This is a genomic window from Streptomyces sporangiiformans, from assembly GCF_005768555.2.
GTDB classification, from domain to species: Bacteria; Actinomycetota; Actinomycetes; order Streptomycetales; family Streptomycetaceae; genus Streptomyces; species Streptomyces sporangiiformans.
Genome location: NZ_VCHX02000095.1, coordinates 1 through 23,512, shown reverse-complemented (window position 1 = coordinate 23,512; position 23,512 = coordinate 1). Strand labels below are relative to the sequence as shown.

At 70.9% G+C, this 23,512-nt stretch carries 14 protein-coding genes and 1 tRNA gene; 7 read left to right on the top strand and 8 right to left on the bottom strand.

Going from position 1 to position 23,512, the window contains the following annotated elements:
• Positions 1–38: 38 nt before the first annotated feature.
• The 3 genes from FGD71_RS10680 to FGD71_RS10670 form a co-directional block, all read right to left on the bottom strand.
• The gene (locus tag FGD71_RS10680; RefSeq protein WP_119100231.1) at positions 39–770 is read right to left on the bottom strand and encodes a nucleotidyltransferase family protein; all 732 of its coding nucleotides are present in this window, start codon (positions 768–770) and stop codon (positions 39–41) included.
• 113 nt (positions 771–883) lie between these two features.
• Positions 884–1,366: a hypothetical protein gene (locus FGD71_RS10675; RefSeq protein ID WP_119100170.1), complete on the bottom strand. Its 483-nt coding sequence runs from the start codon at positions 1,364–1,366 to the stop codon at positions 884–886.
• 214 nt (positions 1,367–1,580) lie between these two features.
• Entirely contained in the window at positions 1,581–2,717 is a 1,137-nt protein-coding gene (locus FGD71_RS10670) for an ABC transporter ATP-binding protein (protein ID WP_119100169.1), read from the bottom strand.
• Between the two features lie 255 nt (positions 2,718–2,972).
• On the opposite strand from FGD71_RS10670, the gene FGD71_RS10665 reads away from it, so the two are divergent.
• A tRNA-Thr gene (locus FGD71_RS10665) sits at positions 2,973–3,049 on the top strand.
• 212 nt (positions 3,050–3,261) lie between these two features.
• Here FGD71_RS10665 and FGD71_RS10660 read toward each other — a convergent pair.
• The 3 genes from FGD71_RS10660 to FGD71_RS10650 form a co-directional block, all read right to left on the bottom strand.
• Positions 3,262–4,578, bottom strand: coding sequence for an NAD(P)/FAD-dependent oxidoreductase (locus FGD71_RS10660; protein ID WP_119100168.1), 1,317 nt, complete (start codon positions 4,576–4,578; stop codon positions 3,262–3,264).
• Positions 4,578–4,901, bottom strand: coding sequence for a 2Fe-2S iron-sulfur cluster-binding protein (locus FGD71_RS10655; RefSeq protein WP_119100167.1), 324 nt, complete (start codon positions 4,899–4,901; stop codon positions 4,578–4,580). Before FGD71_RS10655 ends, FGD71_RS10660 begins: the two co-directional genes overlap by 1 nt.
• A gap of 136 nt (positions 4,902–5,037) precedes the next feature.
• Complete coding sequence (locus FGD71_RS10650; RefSeq protein WP_119100166.1) at positions 5,038–5,931, bottom strand: 4'-phosphopantetheinyl transferase family protein; 894 nt, start codon at positions 5,929–5,931, stop codon at positions 5,038–5,040.
• Positions 5,932–6,218: 287 nt separating this feature from the next.
• Between FGD71_RS10650 and FGD71_RS10645 the strand changes: the two genes are divergently transcribed.
• The gene (locus FGD71_RS10645) at positions 6,219–6,587 is read left to right on the top strand and encodes a hypothetical protein (protein WP_119100165.1); all 369 of its coding nucleotides are present in this window, start codon (positions 6,219–6,221) and stop codon (positions 6,585–6,587) included.
• Between the two features lie 385 nt (positions 6,588–6,972).
• A complete protein-coding gene (locus FGD71_RS10640) occupies positions 6,973–9,960 on the top strand; it encodes an AfsR/SARP family transcriptional regulator (protein WP_119100164.1) in 2,988 nt (995 codons plus the stop codon).
• 80 nt (positions 9,961–10,040) lie between these two features.
• On the opposite strand, the gene FGD71_RS10635 is transcribed toward FGD71_RS10640, so the two are convergent.
• The gene (locus FGD71_RS10635; RefSeq protein ID WP_119100163.1) at positions 10,041–12,332 is read right to left on the bottom strand and encodes a S9 family peptidase; all 2,292 of its coding nucleotides are present in this window, start codon (positions 12,330–12,332) and stop codon (positions 10,041–10,043) included.
• Positions 12,333–12,682: 350 nt separating this feature from the next.
• On the opposite strand from FGD71_RS10635, the gene FGD71_RS10630 reads away from it, so the two are divergent.
• Positions 12,683–14,248, top strand: coding sequence for a tryptophan halogenase family protein (locus tag FGD71_RS10630; RefSeq protein WP_119100162.1), 1,566 nt, complete (start codon positions 12,683–12,685; stop codon positions 14,246–14,248).
• A 237-nt stretch (positions 14,249–14,485) separates the two neighbouring features.
• Here the strand turns inward: FGD71_RS10630 and FGD71_RS10625 are convergent, their stop codons facing one another.
• Positions 14,486–15,247 carry an AfsR/SARP family transcriptional regulator gene (locus FGD71_RS10625; protein WP_119100161.1) on the bottom strand — a complete coding sequence of 254 codons (762 nt, stop codon included), beginning with the start codon at positions 15,245–15,247 and terminating at the stop codon, positions 14,486–14,488.
• A 656-nt stretch (positions 15,248–15,903) separates the two neighbouring features.
• Here FGD71_RS10625 and FGD71_RS10620 point away from each other — a divergent pair.
• The 3 genes from FGD71_RS10620 to FGD71_RS10610 all read left to right on the top strand — a co-directional run.
• The gene (locus FGD71_RS10620) at positions 15,904–16,689 is read left to right on the top strand and encodes a thioesterase II family protein (protein WP_240436508.1); all 786 of its coding nucleotides are present in this window, start codon (positions 15,904–15,906) and stop codon (positions 16,687–16,689) included.
• Positions 16,686–20,564 carry an SDR family NAD(P)-dependent oxidoreductase gene (locus FGD71_RS10615; RefSeq protein WP_119100160.1) on the top strand — a complete coding sequence of 1,293 codons (3,879 nt, stop codon included), beginning with the start codon at positions 16,686–16,688 and terminating at the stop codon, positions 20,562–20,564. The genes FGD71_RS10620 and FGD71_RS10615 overlap by 4 nt, the downstream gene beginning before the upstream one ends.
• Before the next feature lie 86 nt (positions 20,565–20,650).
• On the top strand, positions 20,651–23,512 hold a 2,862-nt coding region (locus FGD71_RS10610; RefSeq protein WP_119100159.1), incomplete at its 3' end, for a non-ribosomal peptide synthetase.

Below are 23,512 nucleotides of genomic sequence, written 5' to 3'. Positions count from 1 at the left end.
GGGCCCCATCCACGTACTGTGTGTGAGGAGGCCGAGGCTCAACGCCCCAGCGCCGCCAGCTCCTTCGCCGCCTCCGTGAGGTCCTTCGCCGTGTCGATGGCGCGCCAGTACGCGCCCTGCGGGAGCGGATAGCCGGCCAGGCGGCGCTCGCGGGCCAGCCGTGGGAACGTGGTGCGCTCGTGGTCGCCGCGCTCGGGGAGCAGCTCGGTGAACTCGGGGGAGAAGACGTAGACGCCCGCGTTGACCTGGTACGACGTCGGCGGGGCCTCGATGAAGTCCGTGATGTGACCGAAGTCGTCCGTCTCGACGGCACCCCAGGGGATCCGCGGGCGAGCCAGTGCCAGGGTCGCCACCGCGTCCCGCTCGGTGTGGAAGTCCGTCATGTCGCGCAGCGAGAAACGGGTCCAGATGTCGCCGTTCGTCGCATACCAGGGGCGGTCGGGGTGCGGGAGATGCTTGGCGGCGAACTTGAGGCCGCCGCCGCGGCCCAGCGGCTCCGTCTCGACCACGGTGGTGACGCGGATGGGGAACTCGGTCGACTCCAGCCACCGCTGGAGGACCTCGGCGAGATGGCCGCACGAGACGACGACGTCCGTCACGCCCTCCCCGGCGAGCCAGGCCAGCTGATGGCCGATGATCGGGGTCCCGGTGCCGGGAATCTCGACCATCGGCTTGGGCCGGTCGTCGGTGTAGGGGCGCAGCCGGGAGCCCTGGCCGCCGGCCAGGACAACGGCTTGAACGGGGCGCGACGCGACGTTCGGATCTGTCATGACGAAACTGTACGCGGCGCCCCGCTCGCGCATCGCGGGGATCCTTCCCGCGTCCGTGCGACCCCGCTGGGGGCTGCCCTGCTGTGCGGCCGCCTGACTGTGCGGCCCGGTGTTCAGGGCGTCTGGGCGGCGACGCCCGTGGCGAAGGACGTGTCGCAGACGGGGCGTGCGTACGACTGCGCGCGGGACGGGCCGTACATGCGGACGGCGGCGCGGCCCAGCGTGCGGGCGATGGAGGCGCAGTGCCTGGCCAGGGACGGACGGCCGTTCACCGCCTCCTGGAGGTGCGTGAGCGCCACCCCGGGGTCCTCCTCCTGGAGTTCCATCAGGAGCTTGTCGCGCAGCACCTCCTGCGGGGCGAGGGACGTGGCGGGCAGGGAGGCGTCCTGGGCGGAGGCGGCGAGTGCCGAGGTCGAGGACTCGTTCCCCGACCAGTTGACCCGGGCGACCGCGAGAGTCCCGGAGAGCACCAGGACGACGGGCAGAACGAGGGCGAGGGTGCGGCCGATCCGGTGGGCCGGGCCGCGGCCGCGCCGCCCCGGTCGGCCGGTGGCGCCACGGCCGTGTCGTGTCGATGGGTTAGTGGAGTGCTTCACGCGAGTGAGGGTAGCGCGGAGTGCTGATTTAGCTACATTTGGTAATCAATTCGGGGGACGACTGGCCCCCGATTCATGGCGCGAGGTTGACGTACGTGGATCGAAATGACCGGTACGCCGGGGTATTTGTCGACAAGGCAAAGGGCCCCGCAGTGGACTGCGGGGCCCTTTCCGTCAACCTGGATGATTCCACCCGCTATGGGGTGTCATCGTCTCAGTCGGAGAGGCGCTCACCGGTGGACGTCGAGAACACGTGGGTCTCGCCCGGACGCGGCACCACGTGGAGCGTGGCGCCCTTCTCCGGGACCGCGCGGCCGCTGACGCGGACGACCAGGTCCTTGAGGTCGTCGCCGACCTTGGCGCTGCCGTAGACGTAGCCGTCGGCGCCCAGCTCCTCGACGACGTTCACCGAGACGGCGAGGCCCGCCGGGGCGTCCTCGCTCTCCTTGGTGAGGGCCTGCGCGGCGCCGCCGTTCTGCTCGACGATGTCGAAGTGCTCGGGGCGGACGCCGACGGTGACGGTCCGGTCACCCTTGTCGGAGGCGGCCTTGAGCGCGTCCCGGTTGACCGGCACCACGCTGTTGCCGAACTTCACGCCGCCGTCCGTGATCGGGACCTCGACGAGGTTCATGGCCGGGGAGCCGATGAACCCGGCGACGAACAGGTTCGCCGGCCGGTCGTACATGTTGCGCGGCGAGTCGACCTGCTGCAGCAGACCGTCCTTGAGCACGGCCACCCGGTCGCCCATGGTCATGGCCTCGACCTGGTCGTGGGTCACGTACACGGTGGTGATGCCGAGGCGGCGCTGGAGCGACGCGATCTGCGTACGGGTGGAGACACGGAGCTTGGCGTCGAGGTTCGACAGCGGCTCGTCCATGAGGAAGACCTGCGGCTCACGCACGATGGCGCGGCCCATCGCGACACGCTGCCGCTGACCACCGGAGAGTGCCTTGGGCTTGCGGCCCAGGTAGTCGGTCAGGTCGAGGATCTTCGCCGCGTCCTCGACCTTCTGCCGGATCTCCGCCTTGTTGACGCCCGCGATCTTGAGCGCGAAGCCCATGTTGTCGGCGACCGTCATGTGCGGGTACAGCGCGTAGTTCTGGAACACCATGGCGATGTCCCGGTCCTTCGGCGGCAGGTGCGTGACGTCGCGGTCACCGATGCGGATGGAGCCGGAGTTCACGTCCTCGAGCCCCGCCAGCATGCGGAGCGAGGTGGACTTGCCGCAGCCGGACGGACCGACCAGAACAAGGAATTCGCCGTCCTCGATCTCGATTTCGAGACCATCGACGGCGGGCTTCTCGGTGCCCGGGTAGATCCGGGTCGCCTTGTCGAACGAGACAGTGGCCATGGTGAATGGGCCCCCTTCACCGGCAGGAACGTGCCGGACGATCCGTTGTAAAGGTGGTGTGCCACCACGGGTGGTTCCGTGGTGGTGTAGTCCACGCAGGTGAACTGGTTCAGGACGGTACCCGGGGTTCACTTGTTCTGTCAGTAGGCGGGAGGCTGTGAACTTCGCGGAAATTTTCGACGGGGCCCACCGGTGACGTGGGTACACTGCACGGACACGCACGCGTGCACGGGCTGCTGCCAGGCATGCCCACCCGCCTCCTTAGCTCAGCTGGTCAGAGCGCCGCTCTTGTAAAGCGAAGGTCGTCGGTTCGAATCCGACAGGGGGCTCCACCAGCTTCGGCAGTTCCAGCGGGCGCCCTTTCAAGGGGCCCACCAGCAGGAACGAGATGCCGCGGATGCGTCGGCGCCGGTCGGGCGCCGTCGCGCATCCGCGTGCCGGTCGGGTCGGCCCGGTCGGGGCCGGTCCCCTCGGCTTGGGGCTTTCGAGGGTCCGCGGAGGATGGATCGCGGACGTGCCTCACGCGCGGGGCATGTTCCGCCCCTTACACCGTCACTGGCACAGGCCTGCCCGACCGTGCCCCGAGGTGCTCTTTGAGGTGTCCCTTGAGGGTGAAGCCGGCGGCGGACGCCTCCCGGCGGGTCAGCGGGATGCCGCTGCCGAGGATTCTGCGCGCCGCCATGTGGTCGGCGGGGCGGTTGACGGACTCGACCGCGAGAAGATCGTCCCCGCGGAAGAGCAGGACGGAGAAGGCTCCGGAGTTTCCGGGATCCCCGCCAAGGACCACCTGGGTGTCGTGGTCGTGGCCCAGCCCCGCGATCTGCAGGGTCGTCGTGAACTGGGTGCTCCAGAACCAGGGCAGGTCGTCGTACGTCCTGGTGGTGCCGGTGAGCCGGTCGGCGACCAGACGGCCGTGGTCGACGGCGTTCTGCACCGACTCGAGCCGCAGGTGCCTGCCCGAGCGCGCATGGGGGAAAGCCGCGCAGTCGCCGACCGCTGAGATATGAGGATCGCTCGTCAGCAGCCGGGAGTCGGTGACGATCCCTCCGGCGACCCGCAGCCCGGCCGCCTCGGCCAGTTCCGTGCACGGGGTCACCCCGACACCGACCAGCACGAGGTCCGCGGGCAGCCGGCGGCCGTCGGTCAGTTCCACCGCGGCCACCCGCCCTTCGCCGGCGCCGTCGCCATCGTCGGCGCCGTCGCTGTCGCCGTGGAAGCGGGCGATGCCCTGCCCGAAGAGCAGTTCGTTGCCGTGCCGCTCGTGCAGGCGGGTGAAGTGCTCGGCCGTCGGTGCCGAGGCGACCCGGGCCAGGGGTCGCCCGAGCGCCTCCACGACCGTCGCCTCGTGTCCCAGGTCGTGGGCCGCGGCGGCGAATTCGAGGCCGATGAACCCGGCGCCGACGACGACCACGTGCGCGGCGCCGGCGAGGTCCTTTTTGAGGGTCTCGGCGTCCGCGAGGGTGCGCAGGGTCCGTACACCGCGCAGGCCGGAGCCGGGTACCGGCAGGGCCCTGGGCCGGGCCCCGGTCGCCAGGACGAGGTGCCCGTAGCGGTGGACGGTGCCGTCGTCGAGGCGCACGGTCCGCGCCGCCCGGTCGACAGCAAGGGCAGTCCCCGTGACCCGCTCGATCGCATGGCGCTCGTAGAACGTCTCGGGCCGCAGCCACAGCCGGCTCTCGTCCGCCTCCCCCTTGAGATACGCCTTGGACAGCGGCGGGCGTTCGTACGGGAGGACGCCCTCGTCGCCGATGAGGGTGATACGGCCCGAGTGGCCGTACTCGCGCAGGGACGCGGCGGTCTGATGGCCGGCCTGCCCGGCGCCGATGACGACGACGTGCCCGGCCTCTTCTCGCGTACTCATCACGTCTGCCGCTCGGGGAGGTGGACGATCAGGCCGTCGAGGGCTTCGGTGACCTCGAGCTGGCAGCTCAACCGGCTGTTGGGTTCGCGCGGGCAGGCCGTGAAGTCCAGCATGTCGTCCTCGTCCGGCTCCATCTCCCCTGGCTTGTCGAGGCTGTCGGGGTCGACGAAGACATGGCAGGTGCCGCACTGGGCGTAGCCGCCGCACTGGCCGACGATGCCGTCGACGTCGTTGGTGAGGGCGCCGCGCATCACGGTGGTGCCCAGGGGGAGGTCGAGCGTCTGCTCGGCCCGGTCGGCTGCGACGTAGGTGATCTTGGGCATGGGGGACTCCTCGGGGAGGGTCGGCGAAGACGGTGGATGGGTCGGTGCGGGTCGAGGGGCACCCCGCGGGGGCGCGGTGCGTCCGGGGCAGGCGGGGTTCGCCGGGCCCGGACGGCGCTGCGCGGGGCCGGTCCGGTCAGTGCGGTGCGCCGGCTGGTGACCTCGCCCGGCCGGTGCTGCCTGGTGGCGGTCGCTCCGTCGAGATGATCCGCACGGGATGCGCGTGCGGCGTCCTCTTCACCGCCTGCCCCGCGGGCAGCAGTTCGGCGCTGCTGTGGACGGTCGGCAGCACGGAGCGGACACCCAGTGCGGCCACCGCACCGTGGCAGTCCTCGCCCAGCCTGACGTCGGCGAGCGCGGGGACCGGGCGGGTCGCGTCCGGTGGATGCCAGGTCAGCAGGGTGGGTGGTTCCTCCGGGCCGGAGAGCGTGAAGTCGGTCATGGGCGTGTTGAGTCCTTCTCCGGTGGCTTTCAGGACCGCTTCCTTGCGCGTCCAGTAGGTCAGGCAGGCACGGGCGCGCCGCTCCTCGGGGAGCGCCTCGACCGCCGCCCGCTCGACGGGGGTGAGGACCAGTTCGTACTCCGGCGGCAGTTCGGGGCCGCTCCAGGGCTCGGCCTGTTCGACGTCGAGGCCCAACGGGCTGCCCAGGGCGATCGCCACCGCCACGATGTCGCCCGAGTGCGAGATGGACAGTTCCCATCCCGCACCCGCGCCCACCGCGTGCGGCTTGCCGTGGGGGCCGCCGCACTCCGTGCACCGCGTGCGGAAGCGGATCGCCTCGGGGCTGGTGCCCACCAGCGAGGCCAGGGCGGTCTTGGCGAGCATCCGTCCCGTGACGAACCGGGCCAGGTCGAGTTCATGGGCGAAGGACGAGCAGCGCAGGAGCTCCGTGCTGTCCAGCAGACCGAACCAGGACGACGGGTGGCGCAGCGGTGGCAGCGACCAGATGTGGCACTCGGCGGCGAGCTGCGGTGCGTCGGCGCCTTCGGCGAGAACCGGCGCGGAGCCGGCTGCGGGGAATGGCGTCATTGCGGTTTCACCTCCGTACCGCGGCAGAGCCTCTGCCGCCCTACCGAGTCTTCGCTCCGCCGCGGTGCCGGGATAGCAGGAAATCCTCCGCTGTCGGGGGGTGGAAAACCCTCCCCCCAGGGCCCCGTTATCGCTTGTTATCGCTCCCCGGCCCGCCAGTTAAAGGCCTGCCCGGCGGGCGAAGCTGAGGCGATAACAGCCCGAAAGCGCGCCTCCCTAACTTTCTTGGCAGAAGGAAAAAGCGCAGCTCAGACAACTGGGCTCCTGCCGAGAGGGACTGAATCAAGATGAACACCAAGTGGGTTGTCGCAGCCAAGTCCGCCATCGTCGCGCTCGTCGCCGGAACGGCCATCTACACCGTCGGCGGCACCGCCGTGAGCACCCTCGGCGCCGGCGTCGAGGACCCGGGCGGCTGGGGTTCGTCCAACGTCACCGCCACCGCCCAGCAGGACCCGGGTGGTTGGGGTTCGTCGGCCGCCACCGCCCAGCAGGACCCGGGCGGTTGGGGTTCGTCGGCCGCCACCGTGCAGGAGGACCCGGGCGGTTGGGGTTCGTCGGCCGCCACCGTGCAGGAGGACCCGGGCGGTTGGGGTTCGTCGAAGCCCTCCTCCACCGCCGGCTTCAGCACCATGCAGGACCCGGGCGGCTGGGGCTGAGCCGCAGTCCGCTGCCGCTCCCCGGGAGCGCCGCTCCCACCAGCTCGCTGTTTCTTCCTCGTACGTTCTTCCGCGCACCTTCTTCTGCGCACCGGTCCTGACTCCACCCGGCGATTTCCATCCGGAGAAGCGGAGCCGCGAGGGGTGATCGACAAACCCCCGCCGATCTGACCGCTCTTCGCCGGAGTGTCCGAGAAAACCCGCCCCCTTCTTCCCGGGCGGTCCACGGCCCGGCCAACGCCCCGTATAACTCTCCGCGTCAACTCCCCGCATTCCACCGGCTGTTGCCTGCGCATACGGCCAGTGCTCCGGACCGGAACAGGTCCCCTGGTGACCTACATTGGTTGTCGTCCGGAGGTCGGGACTTCGACAGGGGGGAGCCGGGGTGGGCGAACAACTCAGGTTCAAGGTCTTGGGACCGCTCGCGGTGACCGCGGGCGAGGCGGGCGTGCCGCTCGGCGGCGCACGCCAACGGGCCATTCTCGCCCTGCTGTTGGTCACCCCCGGTCGCGTCGTCCCGGTCGACACGATGGTGGACACGGTCTGGAACAGCAATCCGCCGCCCACCTCACGCACTCAGGTCGCGATATGCGTCGCGGCGCTCCGGAAGATCTTCAAAAGCGCGGGCGCCACCGACGACGTCATCGTCACCTCCCACCCGGGATATGTGCTCAACACCGAGAGCCACCGCTTCGATTCGCTGGACTTCACCGACCTCGTCCAGACCGCCGAACAGTGCGCCAAGGAGGGCCGGCTTCCGGAGGCCGCGCAGAACTACGCCCAGGCGCTCGACCTGTGGCGGGGGCCCGCCTTCTCAGGGGTGAGCGGGCAGTTGATCGAGGACGAGGCGGCCCGGCTGGAGGAGCACCGGCTCAACGCCTACGACGACTCCACCCTCGTACACCTGGAACTCGGCCAGCATCAGGAACTCATCCCGGAGCTGGCCGCCATGGTGCGCGAGCACCCGCTGCGCGAACGCATCCGGCACCATCTGATGCTCGCGCAGTACCGCTCGGGCCGACGCGCCGACGCGATGGAGACCTACCGGGACGCACGCACCCAGTTCATCGACGAACTCGGCATCGAGCCGGGCCCGGACCTCAATGAACTCCACGACGCGATCCTGCGCGACGACCCCTCGCTCGCTCCCGTGGCGCCCGCCGTGGAGCGCCGTCCGGCCCAGCCGGGCCAGGCGGCCCAGGCCCCGGCCCCTGCGCTCGCCGTACCGTCCGAACTGCCGCCCGACGTACCGGCCTTCACCGGTCGTACGGAAGAACTCGCCGCCCTGGAGAGCCTGGTGTCCGCGGAGGCCGAGGACCGCGGCTCGACCATCGGCCTGATCACCGGCGCCGCCGGGATCGGCAAGAGCGGTCTGGCCATGCGCTGGGCCTTCCGCGCTGTGGAGCACTTCCCGGACGGCCAGCTCTTCGCCGACCTGCGCGGCTACGACGAACATCACGAGCCCGTCTCCGCCCACGACGTCCTCAGCCGTTTCCTGCGCTCCCTCGGTGTGCCCGGTGAGCAGGTGCCCACCGACCTGGAGGAGCGGGTCTCGCTGTACCGGAGCCTGCTCACCGACCGCCGGGTGCTGATCGTCCTCGACAACGCGCGCACCTACGCTCAGGTACGCCCGCTGCTCCCCGGCGGCGGACAGTGCTGTGTGCTCGTCACCAGCCGGGACCAGATGGAGGAGCTCGTCACCTGGCCGTCGCAGGCCCGGGTGCATCTGGGCCTGCTGTCCGAGCCGGAGGCCGTCGAACTGCTCACGGCGATCGTGGGCGAGCGCCGGATCGCGACCGTCCGCGCCGATGCCGCCCGGCTGGTCGAACTGTGCGACCGGCTGCCGCTGGCCCTGCGGATCGCCGCCGCCCGGCTCGCCTCCAAGCCGCACTGGACGGTGCGCTATCTGGTGACGCGGCTGAGCGACGAACGCCGCAGGCTGGACGAGCTCAGCCAGGGCGAGTCGCAGGTCCGAGCCAGCCTCGCGCTGAGCTACCGGTATCTGCCCGAGGAGGCGGCCCGGCTCTTTCGCAGGCTCGGGCTGCTGGACGTACCGGACTTCACGGCCTGGGTCGGTGCCGCGCTGCTCAACAAGGAAGCGCTCGACGCGGAGCGGCTCATCGAGGACCTGGTCGACGCCCAGTTCCTGGAGGTGGTCAGCATCGACCCCACCGGGCAGCTGCGCTACCGCTTCCACGGCCTGGTGCGGCTGTACGCGCGCGAGCGCGCCCGGCAGGAGGAGTCGGAGCCCGACCGGCTGGCCGCCTCCACCCGTTTCCTGCGTACCTTCCTGACCATCGCGGAGGAGGCGGACCGGCGCGAGAACGCCGGCAGCGGCACCGGGGTGCACAGCGGTGTCCAGCGGCGGAGGATCGACTCGGGACTTCTGGACGAGCTGCTCGCCGTGCCGCTGGAGTGGTACGAGGCCGAACGGCTCGCCCTGGTGGCCTCGGTGCGGCAGGCAGCCCGGATGGGGGAGGCCGAACTCGCCTGGGATCTGACGGTCTGCGCGTCGATCTTCTTCGGCACCCGCAACTACAGCGAGGACTGCCGCAGATGCTGCGAGGACGCACTGGAGGCGGCCCGTACGGCGGGCGACCTGCGCGGCCAAGGGGCGATGCGCTACCTCCTGGGCTCCCTCGAACTGGGCCACAGCAGGCTGGAGAACGGCATCGCCCACTTCATGGAGGCGCTACGCCTCTACGAGGAGGCCCAGGAGGACCACGGCAAGGCGATGGTCATGCGGTCCATCGGGACGAGCGAACGCATGCGCGGCGAGCTGGACAGCGCGATGGAGCGCTTCGCGGAGGCCCTGCCCATATTCCGCGACGTCGGCGACCGCTACTGCGAGGCGCACACCCTGCACAACATGGCGGAGACCGAACTCGACCGGGGGCGGCCGGAGTCGGCGATGCAGTTCGCCGTGGACGCGGTGCGGATCGCGGAGCGGGACGCGGACAGCACGCGCGTCCTGGCGCAGGCGGTGCACCGGCTCGGCCGGGTCCATCTCGCCCTGGGACAGCTGCCGGCGGCCGAGGAGGCGTTCCTGCGCGCGGTGCGGATCGTCAAGGAGAAGTCCGACATGATCGGCCTCGCGTACGCGCTGCTCGGGCTCGGTGAGACCCGTCTCGGCAAGGGGGACGCGGAGGCGGCCGAGACGACGCTGGCCGATGCGCTGGACATAGCGGAGGACTGCAGGATCCCGCTGGTGGCCGGTCAGATCAGCCTGGTGCTGGGCGATGTGAGCAGCCGGCTGGGGCGGGTGGATGCGGCTCGCCGCCATCTGCGCGCCGCCCAGGAGAAGTTCGCCGTGGTCGGGGCGTCGGCTTTGGAGCAGCGGGCGGAGCAGGCGCTGGGCGCCCTGGTGGGCTGACCCGTTGGCGCGCGTACGCGAAGAGTGCCCGTGACCTGGAGGGCATCCAGGTCACGGGCACTCTTCGCACCGCGGGAGGCTTACCCGAAGAGTTCCGCCAGCGCCTCCATGTCGATCGGAACCGGCGGGAGCCGGTAGTCCGCGGGCGGTTCGGCGTTCAGCAGGTGGCGGACCAGGAAGTCCCACTTGCGCTGGGTCACGTAGTGCTCGTAGCCGAAGTAGATGTGGTCGGCGTCCGGGACCATGACCAGCTCGAAGTCCTTGCCGTGGGCGATCAGCCGCTCGGCGAGCCGCAGGGTCACCTGGGGAGGGACCCGGTCGTCGAGGCCGCCGTGGATCAGCAGGAGCTTCCCGGAGAGCCGGTCCGCCGACTCCGCGTTGGAGAGGGCGGCATACGCCTCCGCGTCGAACGGGCCGTGGTACGCCTCGGCGAGGCCTGGCTCCAGATGCCGGAAGTCGTGCATGCCGGACTCGGCGACACCGACGCTGAAGACGTCCGGGTGGCGCAGCAGTGCCCGCGCGGCGGCGTACCCGCCCGACGACATGCCGGTGACGCCCACGCGGTCCAGGTCCATCCACGGCCGCGTGGCGGCGAGTTCGCGCAGTGCCGCGACGTGGTCGGCGAGGCCACAGGCGTCGCCCAGGTTGCCGTACGAGGCGTCGTGGAACGCCTTGTCGCGGCCGGGGGAGCCCCGGCCGTCCACGGCGATCACGACGAAGCCCAGCGCGGCCAGGGCCTCGGCCTCGTATCCGTAGTAGCCGGGGTCGAAGGACGGGCTCACCCGGCTCGCTGTCGGCAGGCCGTACGGAGTGTCGAGCACGGGGTAGCGCCGGGTGGGGTCGAAACCGTGGGGGAGATACAGAAGTCCGTAGATATCGGTCTTGCCGTCGGCGGAGGTCACCCGGAACCGTTCGGGCCGGCTCCAGCCGGCCTCCTCCAGGCGCGTGATGTCGGCGCGCTCCAGCTCGACGAGCACGCGGCCGGTCCAGTCCCGCACGGTGATCACCGGTGCGGTGCCGGTCGTGGACGCCGAGTCGATGAAGTACGCGCCGTTCTGCGCGACCGTGACGGCGTGGTCGAGGCCGTCGTCGGTGAGCCGGGTGAATCCCGAGCCGTCCAGGCCGGCCCGGCACACCGACCGGCGGTAGGGGTCCTCCTCGACGAGCCCGGAGGCGAGGAAGTAGACCACGCGCTCCCGCTCGTCGACGTGCAGGATCTCCTGCACACCCCAGGGGCCCGAGGTCACCTGGGCGAGCAGTTCGCCGTTCTCCGCCCCGAACAGGTAGAGGTGGCCCCAGCCGTCGCGCTGGGAGTACCACAGCACCTCGCTCCCGCCGGCCAGGACCTTGACCATGGGTGGCTGCAGTTGCTGCTGGGCGGGCTCCACACGGGTCGGGCCGGTCTCGGTCAGGACGGTCCGCACGGCGCCGGAGGCCGGGTCGAGCCGGTGCAGGCTCAGGGTGTGCGCGTCCCGGGTCCGGCTCAGGTAGTACACGGCCGAGCCGTCCTCGGCCCACCAGGCCCACTTCTGGAAGATCGGCGACATCATCGACATGGCCACCGGCTCCGCCCGCGCGGCGGTGACCGAGCCGGTCGTGACGTCGAGCACGACGAACTCGGCGAGGGGTATCCGCTCGTCGCCGGGCACCGGGAAGCGCGGGGACAGCAGGGCGGGCTCGCCGCCGTCGGCGGGCGCGGCCCGCACCAGGTGCGTACGCCGGACGTCGCGCTGGTCGGTGCGGTGGGTCAGGACCCGGGTCGAGTCGGGGGACCAGGCCACGGCGGGCGGCAGGTGCGGCAGCCCGAGCTTCGTCAGCAGGGTGGAGTACATGAGGTAGTCCGGGTTGGCGCCGTAGTCCAGGTCCTCGGTGCCGTCGGACGTCAGCGCCCAGTCCCGGGTCCCGTCCAGGGAGCGGGCGCGCAGGTCGTGCCCGGCGCGGTAGACCGCGTGCTTGCGGTCCGGGGCGGCCGCCTCGAGCGGGTTGCCGGGAGCGTCGCCCTCCGCCTTCTCGCACACGTAGTCCGCCAGGCGGCACCGCCAGTGCTCGCCGAAGGCGTCGAACTCGACGGCGTCGGCGGTCGGTTGGATCGCCGGGAGCGGCAGTGCCGCCGCGTCGACGTCCTGTCCCGACGCGGCCGCGAGCGCCACCGCGAGACGTTCGTGGTCGAACGCGTCCTGCCGGGTGCCCGCCTTCGGGTCGACGAGGACGTATCGCTTCCCGGCGGCTGTGTTCGACGTGTACCAGAAGCGGGCGCCGTCCTCGATCCACCGCGGCGTCACCTTGTCACCGAGGACGAGTTCCTTGCGGTGGTGTCGCAGCAGCCGCTCCGCCGTCCGATAGGCCTGCACATCAAGTGGATTCCTGTGCATGGGTATGCCCTTCCTTCGGGGATATTGAATCCGGGATGCCGTGGGAGAAACGGCGAAATTCCTCGGTGTTTCCTTGGCGTGTTTCCTTGGCGGGGCGGTCCGGGAATCACCGGCTTCGTCATCATCGCCACCGCACCCCGCCCTTGACCAGTCAGCTGCCCGGCGTCCGCCCGATGTCCTGTCGACAGGACATCGGGCGGACGTCAGGAAAGCGTCAGTCTCCGGCCCTCGCCGAAGAATTGCGCGAGGCGCCGCTGATGTAGAGGCCGCATAGAAGTGAATGCCACAGTTACCGCCTGAGCCGGAAACTGGACTGCGTCACAAGTGAACACAGGAACTGAGGTGCTGTCGTGAGTACGCAGAACCCGGAAAACGTCGTGATCGTGGGCGGAGGCATCGCGGGCTCGATGACCGCCGCGTATCTGAAGGCGGCATTCCGCGAGCGGATTTCGGTCACGCTGGTCGAGGACGAGTCCGGCAGCGCCGCCGCGGAGAACGACGAGACGACCCTCGGTGACATCCGGAGCTTCTTCGATTTCCTCGGCCTCGAGGAAGAGGACTGGATGCCGGCCTGTGACGCCACGTACAAGCTCGCCGTCCGCTTCCAGGACTGGAACCGCCCCGAGCAGCATTTCTACCTTCCGTTCGAGGACACGCGGGAGGTGGGCGGTTTCCCCCTGACCGAGTGGTGGCTGCACAACGGGCCCAGCGGGCGGTTCGACCGGGACTGTTTCGTCGCGGCGTGGCTGTGCGACGCCGGACGCAGCCCACGGCAGTTGGGCGGATCGCCGGCGGGGCTGGGTGATGCGTCGGCCGGACCGGATGACGCGCCGGCCGGGTGGGGTGGTGCCGCGGGCCCCTACGGCTATCACTTCGAGGCCGGAGCGCTGGCCCGGTACCTCACTGGGTACGCGGTGGGGCGGGGCGTGCGGTACCTCGCCGACGAAGTCCTGGAGGTGCGCCTGGACGCGCGGGGCTGGATCGAGCACGTGGTCACGAAGGAGCACGGGGAGATCCACGGCGACCTGTTCGTCGACTGCACCGGCGACCGGGGCCTGCTTCTGCACAAGGCGCTCAAGGTGCCCTACGTGTCCTACCAGGACACACTGCCCAACGACAGCGTGGTCACGTTGCGGGTGCCCACCCGTATGAAGGCGCGCGGCATCCCGCCGTACACGACGGTGGCCGCGCGGGGGGCGGGGTGGATCTGGACGATCCCGCTGTTCAGCCGGATCGGCACGGGATACGTGTACGCGCGGGAGTACTGCACGCCCGAGGAGGCCGAGCGCACGCTGCGCGAGTCCGTCGGGCCGGAGGCAGCCGGCGTCGAGGCCGACCATGCCCCGCTGCTCGTCGGGCGCAGCCTGCGCGCGTGGCAGCACAACTGCGTGGCGGTGGGGGCGCCGGGCGGCCGCGTGGAGCCGCTGGAGGCGACCGGGGCCTCCTTCGTCCATCACGCGCTCGAACAGCTCGTCCGGCACTTCCCGGCCGCCGACTGGCACCCGAAACTGCGGGACAGCTACAACGCCTCCGTCAGCCGGGTGATGGACGGGGCGCGGGAGTTTCTGGCGCTGCACTACCACGGTGCCGCGCGCGATCACACGCAGTACTGGCGGGACGCCAAGACCCGGCCCGTGCCCGACGCGCTCGCGGAGCGCATCGCCCGCTGGCGGGTGCGTCCGCCGGGCGCGGAGCTCGTCCCGCCGTACCACCAGGGGCTGCCGCCGCACGCCTACGCCTCCCTGCTGCTGGGCACCGGGGCGATCCCGCTGCGCCCGTCGACGGCCATCACACTGGTCGACGACACGGCCGCACGCAGGGAGTTCGCCGCCGTACGGGACGAGGCGCAGGGCCTGGTCGGCACGCTGCCCACGCCGTACGAGTACATCACTCAGATGAGCCTGATGAGTGGCTGAGTGGCTGAGTGGCTGGGTGGCTGAGCGGCTGAGCGGCTGAGCGGCTGAGTGGTCGAGTGGCTGAGCCGCTGAGCCGCTGAGTGACCGAGTGGTCGAGCCCTTGTGTGGCTGAGCTGCTGAGTGATCGAGTGGTCGAGCCCCTGGGTGGCTGAGTGGCCGATTGGCTGAGCCGGTGAGTGACCGAGTGGTCGAGCCGCTGAGTGGCCGAGTGGCTCAGTGGCTGGGTGGCCGAGTGGCTCAGTGCCACTGGTCCAGGGGGCGGTGCAGACACGGGTCCGAGGCGAGGATGGCGCGGTGGATCTCGCGCAGCAACGGCCCGGGCGCGACGCCGAGTTCGTCGCCCAGCAGCCGCCTGCCGTGGTCGTAGAGGGCCAGCGCCTCGGCCTGGCGGTCGCACCGGTACAGCGCCGTCATCAGCTGGGCGCGGAAACGTTCATGCAGAGGGTACTGGGCGACGAGCCGGGTCAGTTCCGGCAGCACCTGCGGATGTCTGCCGACCGCGAGGTCCGCCTCGACGCGTCCGGCCAGTACGGAGATCCGGGCCTCCTCGAGCGGGGGTCCCTCCGAACCCGCTAGGTGTTCCGAGACGTTGGCGAGTACCGGCCCGCGCCACAGCGTGAGGGCGTCGCGCAGCAGGTCCCCGGCCTCCTCGTACTTCCCGGCGAGAATCGCCGACTGCCCCTGTCCGGCCAGGTCACGGAACCGCAGGAGGTCGAAGGAGGCGGCGCCGATCCGCATCAGATAGCCGTGCGGGCGGCGGATGATGCCCACCTCGGGCCCGAGCGTTCTGCGCAGCCGCGAGACGTAGTTGTAGATCTGCGCGGTGTGCGTGGCGGGCGGACGGTCGCCCCACAGGAACCAGCTCAGCTCCGCGTCCGGGAAGAAGGAGCCCTCGGCGATGAGCAGCGCCGCCAGGACCGTTCGCTGCTTCTCCCCGTCCAGTCGCATTTCCGCTCCGCGGGCCCGCACGGACACGGGTCCCAGAATGCCGAACTCCATTGAAATACCTCGTAGATCCGCAGGGAAGAGCGCCGTGTTGCGCACCATCAATTAGCCCGGGACTGCTTCGGTGTCCATGACGCCATGCCGACATCCATGTCGGTGCCCATGAGGCCGAGTTCATGATCCCGCGGATGCCGGGGGACTCGGCCGGTGTCCTGTCGGCAGGACACCGTTCTCCGGTCCGTATCGGTGCTTGTGTCGAATTGGTTGTGGAGCTGGTTCCATGCGCGCTCGGGCGCCGTGGCGGGCGGTCCCCGGGTGCGCTGAAGATGCTTGACTCGGGCCGCTCGCAGGGCTGAAGGTATGGGACGTCATGCGGGCTTGATTTCCGGCCCGGCACTGACAGTTTTTCGCGACGGGGGGAGCGTATACGTTGATGGCGATGGCGTCTTTGCTGAATCTTTCTGCCTGGGAAATGATGTCGCCGACGGTGGCGTGACCCTCTTCCGCCCCTTTTTTACGAGCCGCGCGTTCCACAGGTTTCCGATCAAAATCACCGCTGTCAGATCACGCTGTCAGATCACCGCTGTCAGAATCACGCTGCCGAATCACCGCCGCCACAAGGCCGCCGCCGTACTGAGCGGCGTGCTGGGCCGGCCTCGCCATGGCGAGTGGCCCCGGGCTGCGTGAGTCGAGCGAGGAGTAGCCCGCAGATGATGCCGTTGGAAAGTCAGGAACTGGCCCCCGAGAGCCCCTACATCTGGCGAGCGAGACGACCGGGAGCCACCCACCGGCTGATCTGCTTCCCGCATGCCGGTGCCGGGGCCCCCGCCTATGCCGACTGGGCCGAACTGCTGCCGCCGGAGATCGAGTTGGTTGCCGTACAGCTGCCGGGCCGTCAGAACCGCATCGCGGAGGACCCGTTCACCGAAGTGGGTCCCCTGATCGGCGTGCTCACGCACGCCCTGCGCCCGGTGCTCGACGGCTCGTACGCCTTCTTCGGGCACTCCGCGGGCGCCACCCTCGCGTATGAGCTGGCCAGGGCGCTGCGGGCGCGCGGCAGCCGTGGCCCCGAGCACCTGTTCCTCTCCGCGCAGCCGGCCCCGGGGGCATCCGAGGTCCGCCGGCTGCACGAGCTGTCCGACGACGACTTCCGCGCCGAGATCCTGAAACTCGGCGGCATCGAGCCCGAGATCGCCGAGGACGACGACGTCATGGAGTCCATGCTCTACACCCTGCGGGCGGACTTCACGCTCTGGGAGCGGCATCGCCTGGAGCCGGGCGCCCCGCTCGACTGCCCGATCACCGTGCTCTCCGGCGAGTCGGACCCGCGGGCCCCGCTGCACGAGGTCAAGCGGTGGCGCGACCACACCACCGGGGAGTTCGGTACGGAGTTCTACCCGGGCGGCCACTTCTACTTCCTCGAGTTGTCCTCAGAGGTGGTCTCCCTCATCGGACGCAAGGTGCTGACGCCCGCGACGAACCGGAGAAGCGTATGACCTCCCCCGATGTGCTCGGACAGGACGTCCTGCAGGCTCTTGCCGACGCGGCCAGGGCCGTACCCGGTGTCGACGACGCGGCCGCCGTCGCCCGCAAGGGCGTGCGGGCGGCCGAGCCGGTGCGGGCCGTGCCACGGCCGGAGCCGGGGCCGGGCTCGGCCGAGGCACCGGTGGCCGCCGCGGACGATGTGGCCGACATGGTTGCCGCGGACGAAGCGGCCCTCCCCGCGGCCGACCTGTACGGCGGAGACATCGACATCCCGGACGGCGCGCCCACCACGCTCCAGGAAGGCCTGCGGCTGGCGGCCGAGCTGGCCCCGGACAAGGGCACGGTCTACATCACCGCGGGCCACGACGACGTCCTGAAGACCTACCCGGAGCTGCTCGACGAGGCCCAGCACGTCCTCGGCGGCTTCCGCGCCGCGGGCCTGCGGCCCGGCGACGCCGCGCTGTTCGTGTTCGACGACAACCGCGGCTACCTCACCGCGTTCTGGGCCTGTGTCCTCGGCGGTTTCGTGCCGACCCCGGTCGCCGTCGCGACCACGTACACCTCCGCCAACGAGACGAACCGCAAGCTGCGGGGTGCCTGGCATCTGCTCGGCCGCCCGGTCCTGGTCACCGACGCCGCCACCGAGGGCGCCCTGTCCGGTGTGCGGGAGCTCTGGGACGAGCCGGACGTACGCATCCTGACGGTCGAGGAGCTCGCCGGGCATCCCGCGGACCAGGACTGGTTCCCGGCGACGGCGGACTCCCCGGTGCTCAACCTGCTCACCTCCGGAAGCACCGGTGTGCCCAAATGCGTACAGCACACCAACGCGAGCGTGGTGGCCCGGTCGATGGCGGTCGCGCAGCACTGCGGGCTCACCGGCGAGGACATCAGCCTCATCTGGATGCCGTTCGACCACGTCACGGTCGCCTACTACAACGTCCGCGACGTGTTCCTGCGCTGTCTGCACGTCAACGCCAAGATCGACCACTTCCTCGCCGATCCGCTGCTCTGGCTCGACTGGGCCGACCGCTACCGCGCGACGAACACCTGGGCCCCCAACTTCGCCTTCGCACTCGTCAACGAGCGGGCGGACGAGATCCGGGAACGCTCCTGGGACCTGTCCTGTCTGCGCGAGATCAGCAACGCCGGCGAGCCGGTGATCGCCTCGACCAGCCACCGGTTCCTGGAACTCCTGGGCCCGCACGGGCTGCCCGCCGACGCGATGTCCCCGTGCTGGGGCATGTCCGAGACCTGCTCCGGCGTCACCTACAGCCGGCAGACACTCGACGACCGTACGGCCGGCACCGTCGCCATCGACCCGGCCTCGCTCACCGGCACCATCCGCCACCTCGACCCGGGCGACCCGGACGCCGTCGTCCTGTCCCGCGTCGGCCGGCCGATCCCCGGCGTGCGCCTGCGCGTTGTGGACGACTCCGGCACGGTGCTGCCCGAGGGCCGGATGGGCGAGCTGCGCATCACCGGACGCACCGTCATGGCCGGTTACTTCGGCAACGAGGAGGCCAACCGGGAGGCGTACGACGACAACGGCTGGTTCCGCACCGGCGACATGGCGTTCGTGCGTGACGGCGAGGTCGTGATCGCGGGCCGCCTGAAGGACCAGATCATCGTCCGCGGCATCAACTACATGGCGCACGAGCTGGAGAGCGTCGTCGAGCGCGTGGACGGGGTGCGCGTCACCTTCTCGGCCGCCGCGGGCGTCCGCGAGCCCGGTGCCGCCACCGACCAGCTCGTCGTCTTCTTCGTACCCGTGAGCTGGGACACCGGCGCCCTGGCGCGGACCACCGAGGAGGTACGGGCCGTCCTGGTCCGCGAGTCCGGGATCGCACCCGACCTGATCGTCCCGGTCACCGAGGCGGAGTTCCCGAAAACCGCGAGCGGGAAGATCCAGCGGGCCGCGCTGGTCGCCGACTTCCGGGCCGGCCGGTTCGCCGACCGGGTGACCGGGGCCGCGGCCGAGGAACCAGCAGACGACACCTGGTTCTTCGGGCGCCAGTGGGTGGAGCTCGCCGGGAACGCGGGCACGACCGCCGGTGAGAACGGCGCCTCCGGTGTCCGGCTCGTTCTCGCCGAGGACGACGACCTGGACCGCCTGGACATCGACGGGGCGGTCGTCGCGGTCCGCAGGGGTGACGTGTTCGCGGCCCAGTCACCGGTGCGCTACCGCGTGCCGGCCGCCGACCGCGCGGCACTGCGCCGGCTGCTGGCGGCCGTCACCGCACAGCACGGAGAGATCTCCTCCGTCGTCCACGCACTGCCGCTGTCCCTCGAAGGGGAGCCCGCCGAACGCCTGACGGCCGCCACCGCCGAGCTGACCGCGCTGATCGCGGCGCTCGCCGACGGGGAGTTCGGGCACCCGCAGGTTCTCGTCCTCACCTCGGGCGCGATGTACGCACGCCCGGGCGATCGCGTCGACCTGGGTGTCTGCGCCCTGCCCGGTCTCGTCCGCACGGCGATCAGCGAGGCCGCCCCCCTGCCGGTCCGGCAACTCGACCTGCCCGCCGATCCGGGCACCTGGACGCGGGCCGTCCACGCCGAACTCGCCGACCGCGACCGCACCGGGCTGGTCGCCGCACGCCAGGGACGCCGTCTGGAGCCGAAGCTGGTCCCGCTCACCGAGGACACCGAGGACACCGCGGGGGCCGCGGCGAGCCCGGCCGGGCAGCCCGTGACCCCGGGCGGTCTGTACCTGGTCACCGGCGGACTCGGCGGCATCGCCCACGACATCGCCGCCTATCTCGTAGCCGGCTTCGGCATCCGCCTGCTGCTGGTGGGCCGCTCGCCCGCCGAAGGCGAGAAAGCCGCCCGGCTCACCGAACTGTCCCGCCTCGGACAGGTCGTCTACGAGCAGCTCGACGTCGCCGACGCGGCCGCGCTGCACACCGCGGTCGCCTCGGCAGAAGACCGCTGGGGCCGCCCCCTCGACGGCGTACTGCACCTGGCCGCCGCCGACCCCACGGGGCAGTGGGCCGACCTCGAACAGCACACCCTCGTGAACGAGACCGCTAAGACCTACGCCGAGCAGTACCACGCCAAGGTCTCCGGCACGCTGGCCATCGCCCAGATCCTCGAGACGCGGCCGAAGGCGTCGCTGGTGCTCTTCGGCTCCGTCAACGGCGAGTTCGGCGGGCACTCCTTCGGTGCCTACGCCGCGGCCAACAGCTTCCTCACCGGCTTCGCCGAGCACTGGCACCACGAACGCCGGCGTCAGGTGCACACTCTCGCCTGGAGCATGTGGACCGGCGTCGGCATGAACCGGGGCCAGTCGTCCACGGCGGCCGAGCACCGCGGCTTCCGGACCATCGACCCGGACACCGGCCTGCGGCTCTTCCTCGACGCGGCCGCGCTGCCCGGCCCCTACACGGTCATCGGCCTGGATCTGAGGAATCCGGCGATGGTCGAGGAGCTGGTGCCGCAGCAACTGCGGGTGAGCGAGGTCCTCCTCGCCTTCGTCGCCGACGGCGCCGACCAGGAGGCGTTGCGGGCGGCCGTCGCCGCGAGCGCCGCCGACTGCCCGGTGCCGGTGCGCGTCGCCGAGGTCTCCCGCATCCCGCGAGACGCCTACGGCGCCGTGGACGCCGCCCAGCTCCTGCTCGACTCCGCCGCGGACCGGCCGGCCAGGCGGTTCACGCCGCCGCAGACCGAGCTGGAGAGCGCCCTCGCCCTCATCTGGTCCGATGCCCTGGCCCGCCCCGAGATCGGCAGGGACGAGTCCTTCTTCGAGCTCGGCGGCAACTCGCTGCGGGCCACCCGGCTGCTCGCCCTCACGGACCAGAAGCTCGGCGTGCGCGTCACGACGCAGGAGCTCTACGAGCGACCGACCGTGGAGGGCATGGCCGCGGTGATCGAACAGCACAAGGCCGGCTGACCGGCCTACCGACAGCCCGTCACCAGTGGTGTCCTGCGGCCGAGCAGCCGTCTGGGCAGGACGACTGATCGAGGAGTAGACACCAAGTGATCCCCTTGTCCTTCGCACAGCGGCGCCTGTGGTTCATCGACCGCTTCGAGGGGCCGTCGGCGACGTACAACATCCCGTTCCTGGCGCGCCTGCACGGAAAGCTCGACATGGACGCGCTGGCGGCGGCGCTGCGCGACGTGGTGGTCCGGCACGAGAGCCTGCGCACGGTGTTCGTCGTCGACGACGACGGAGTGCCGGCGCAGCGGGTCGTGCCGGCCGAGGAACTGCGCGTGGACGTCCCCCTCGTCGAGGCCGGACCCGACGAGGTGGACGCCGCGGTGTCGCGGGCGGTCGCCCACACCTTCGACCTCTCCTCCGAGATCCCGGTCCGCGCCACGGTGGTGCGCTCCGGACCGGAGGAGTACGTGCTGGTCCTCAACATCCACCACATCGCGGCCGACGGCGAGTCGATGGAGCCGCTCACCCGGGACCTGGCGGACGCGTACGCGGCGCGCCTCGGGTCGCAGGCGCCTGACTGGCCCGAACTGCCGGTGCAGTACCGGGAGTACACGCTGTGGCAGCGCGAGGTGCTCGGCGACGAGAGCGACCCCGAGAGCGTCCTGGCCGCCCAGCTGCGCTACTGGCAGGACGAACTCGCGGGCGCGGTACAGCAGTTGCAGCTGCCCACCGACCGGCCTCGCCCCGCGGTGATCAGCCACCGCGGCGACATGGTGGAGTTCGCCGTCGAACCGGAACTGCTGGCGGCGGCGGAACAACTGGCCCGGGCGCACGGCGCGACGACACCCATGGTGATGCAGGCGGCACTGGTCGTCCTGCTGCACCACCTGGGGGCGGGCGATGACATTCCCCTCGGCAACACCGTCGCCGGACGCACCGACGAGGCGCTCCTCGACCTGGTGGGCTTCTTCGTCAACACATGGGTGCTGCGCGCCGATCTGTCCGGCAACCCGTCGTTCGAGGAGGTGCTCGGGCGGGTGCGGGACAAGGCCCTGTCCGCGTACGACAACCAGGAGGCGCCGTTCGAGCGGCTGGTGGAACTGCTCAACCCCGAGCGCTCCACCGCGTACCACCCGCTGTTCCAGGTGATGTTCACCTGGCAGAGCAGCGACCGCATCGACCTGGACCTGCCGGGCGTGACGGGCGCGCTGGAGGCTGTTCCCACCCGCACCGCCAAGTTCGACCTGGAGTTCAACTTCGCCGTCGACCCCGCCGACGACAGCATGCGGTGCGTCCTGGAGTACGCGACCGACCTCTTCGACCGCGGCACGGTGGAGCACATCGGGGCACGCTTCCTCCGCATACTGCGGGCCTTCGCGACCGATCCGGGCCGGTCGGTCGGGTCGGTGGACGTCCTGCTGCCGGGCGAGCGCGAACAGCTCGCGCGGTTCGCCGGGTCGGCGGCGCCGACGCCGGAGCTGACGGTCCCCGAGCTGTTCGAGCAGCAGCTCGCCGTGGAACCGGACGCGCTCGCCGTGCAGTGCGGCGAGGTGTCGCTGACGTACCGGCAGCTCGACCAGCGGGCCGACCGCCTGGCGCGGGCCCTGCTGGAACGGGGCGTGGACACGGAGTCCCTGGTCGGGCTCGCGCTGCCGCGCTCGGCCGATCTGGTCGTGGCGATGCTCGGCATCATGAAGTCCGGCGCCGCGTACCTGCCGATCGACCCGCGATTCCCCAGCCGACGGCTGAGCGTGGTGCTGGATCAGGCCCGCCCGGCGCTGCTGCTGACCGACGCCGAGACCGCGCCGGTGCTGCCGGAGCACGACATACCCTCCGTCTTCCTGGACGATCTGGACCTGGACGGCGCACACGCGGGTCCTGCCGGGGACGCGCGTCCCGCAGGGGACGCCCTCGGGGTGGAACTGCGTCCCGAGAACCTGGCGTACGTGATGTACACCTCGGGCTCCACGGGCACCCCGAAGGGCGTGGCGATCACCCACCACGGCGTGGTCAACGGTGTGCTGCGCCTCGCCACCGTCGTCGGAGTGGGCCCGGGCTCCCGGATGCTGGCGGGCACGTCCATCAACTTCGACGTGTCGGTGTTCGAGATCATGACGGCGCTGACCACCGGCGGCAGTGTCGAAGTGGTGCGTGACGTCCTGGAGTTGGGTGAGCGCGAGGGCTGGCTCGGCAGCGTGATCAGCTCGGTCCCCTCGGTCTTCTCCGAGGTGCTCGACCAGATCGTCGGCAAGACGAGTGTGGACACGCTGGTGTTCGCGGGCGAGGCGCTGCCGCCGTCGCTGGTGGAGCGGGCCCGCAAGGCCTTCCCTGGCGTGCGCGTGGTCAACAGCTATGGCCAGACCGAGAGTTTCTACGCCGGTACGTTCACGGTGGACGCGGGCGAGGACTGGGACGCCTCGCACGGCGTCCCGATCGGCGAGCCGCTGGGCAACATGCGCGCCTATGTGCTGGGCCCGGGGCTCGTCCCCGTGCCGCCGGGCGTGGTCGGCGAGTTGTACGTCGCCGGTGCGGTCGGACGCGGCTACTACGGCCGGGCGGGGCTGACGGCGGAGCGGTTCGTGCCGGATCCGTTCGGTCCGGCGGGGTCGCGGATGTATCGCACGGGTGACCTGGCGCGCTGGAATCGTGAGGGGCGTCTGGAGTACGTCGGTCGTGGCGACGGTCAGGTGAAGATCCGTGGTCTGCGGATCGAGCCGGGCGAGGTGGAGGCGGCCCTGAGCGCCCACCCGGGTGTGGCCCAGGCAGTGGTGACCGTCCACGAGCGGGCCGGCGCCAAACAACTCGTCGGCTACGTCGTCCCGGTGGGCGTCATCGGCACCGACCCCGGCGCCGCCGAGAGCATCGGCGACCTGCACGTCGATCTGACGGCTGGGGTGTCGGTTCCGGAGTTGCGGAAGTTCGTGGCGGGGCGGTTGCCGGAGTTCATGGTGCCGTCGGCG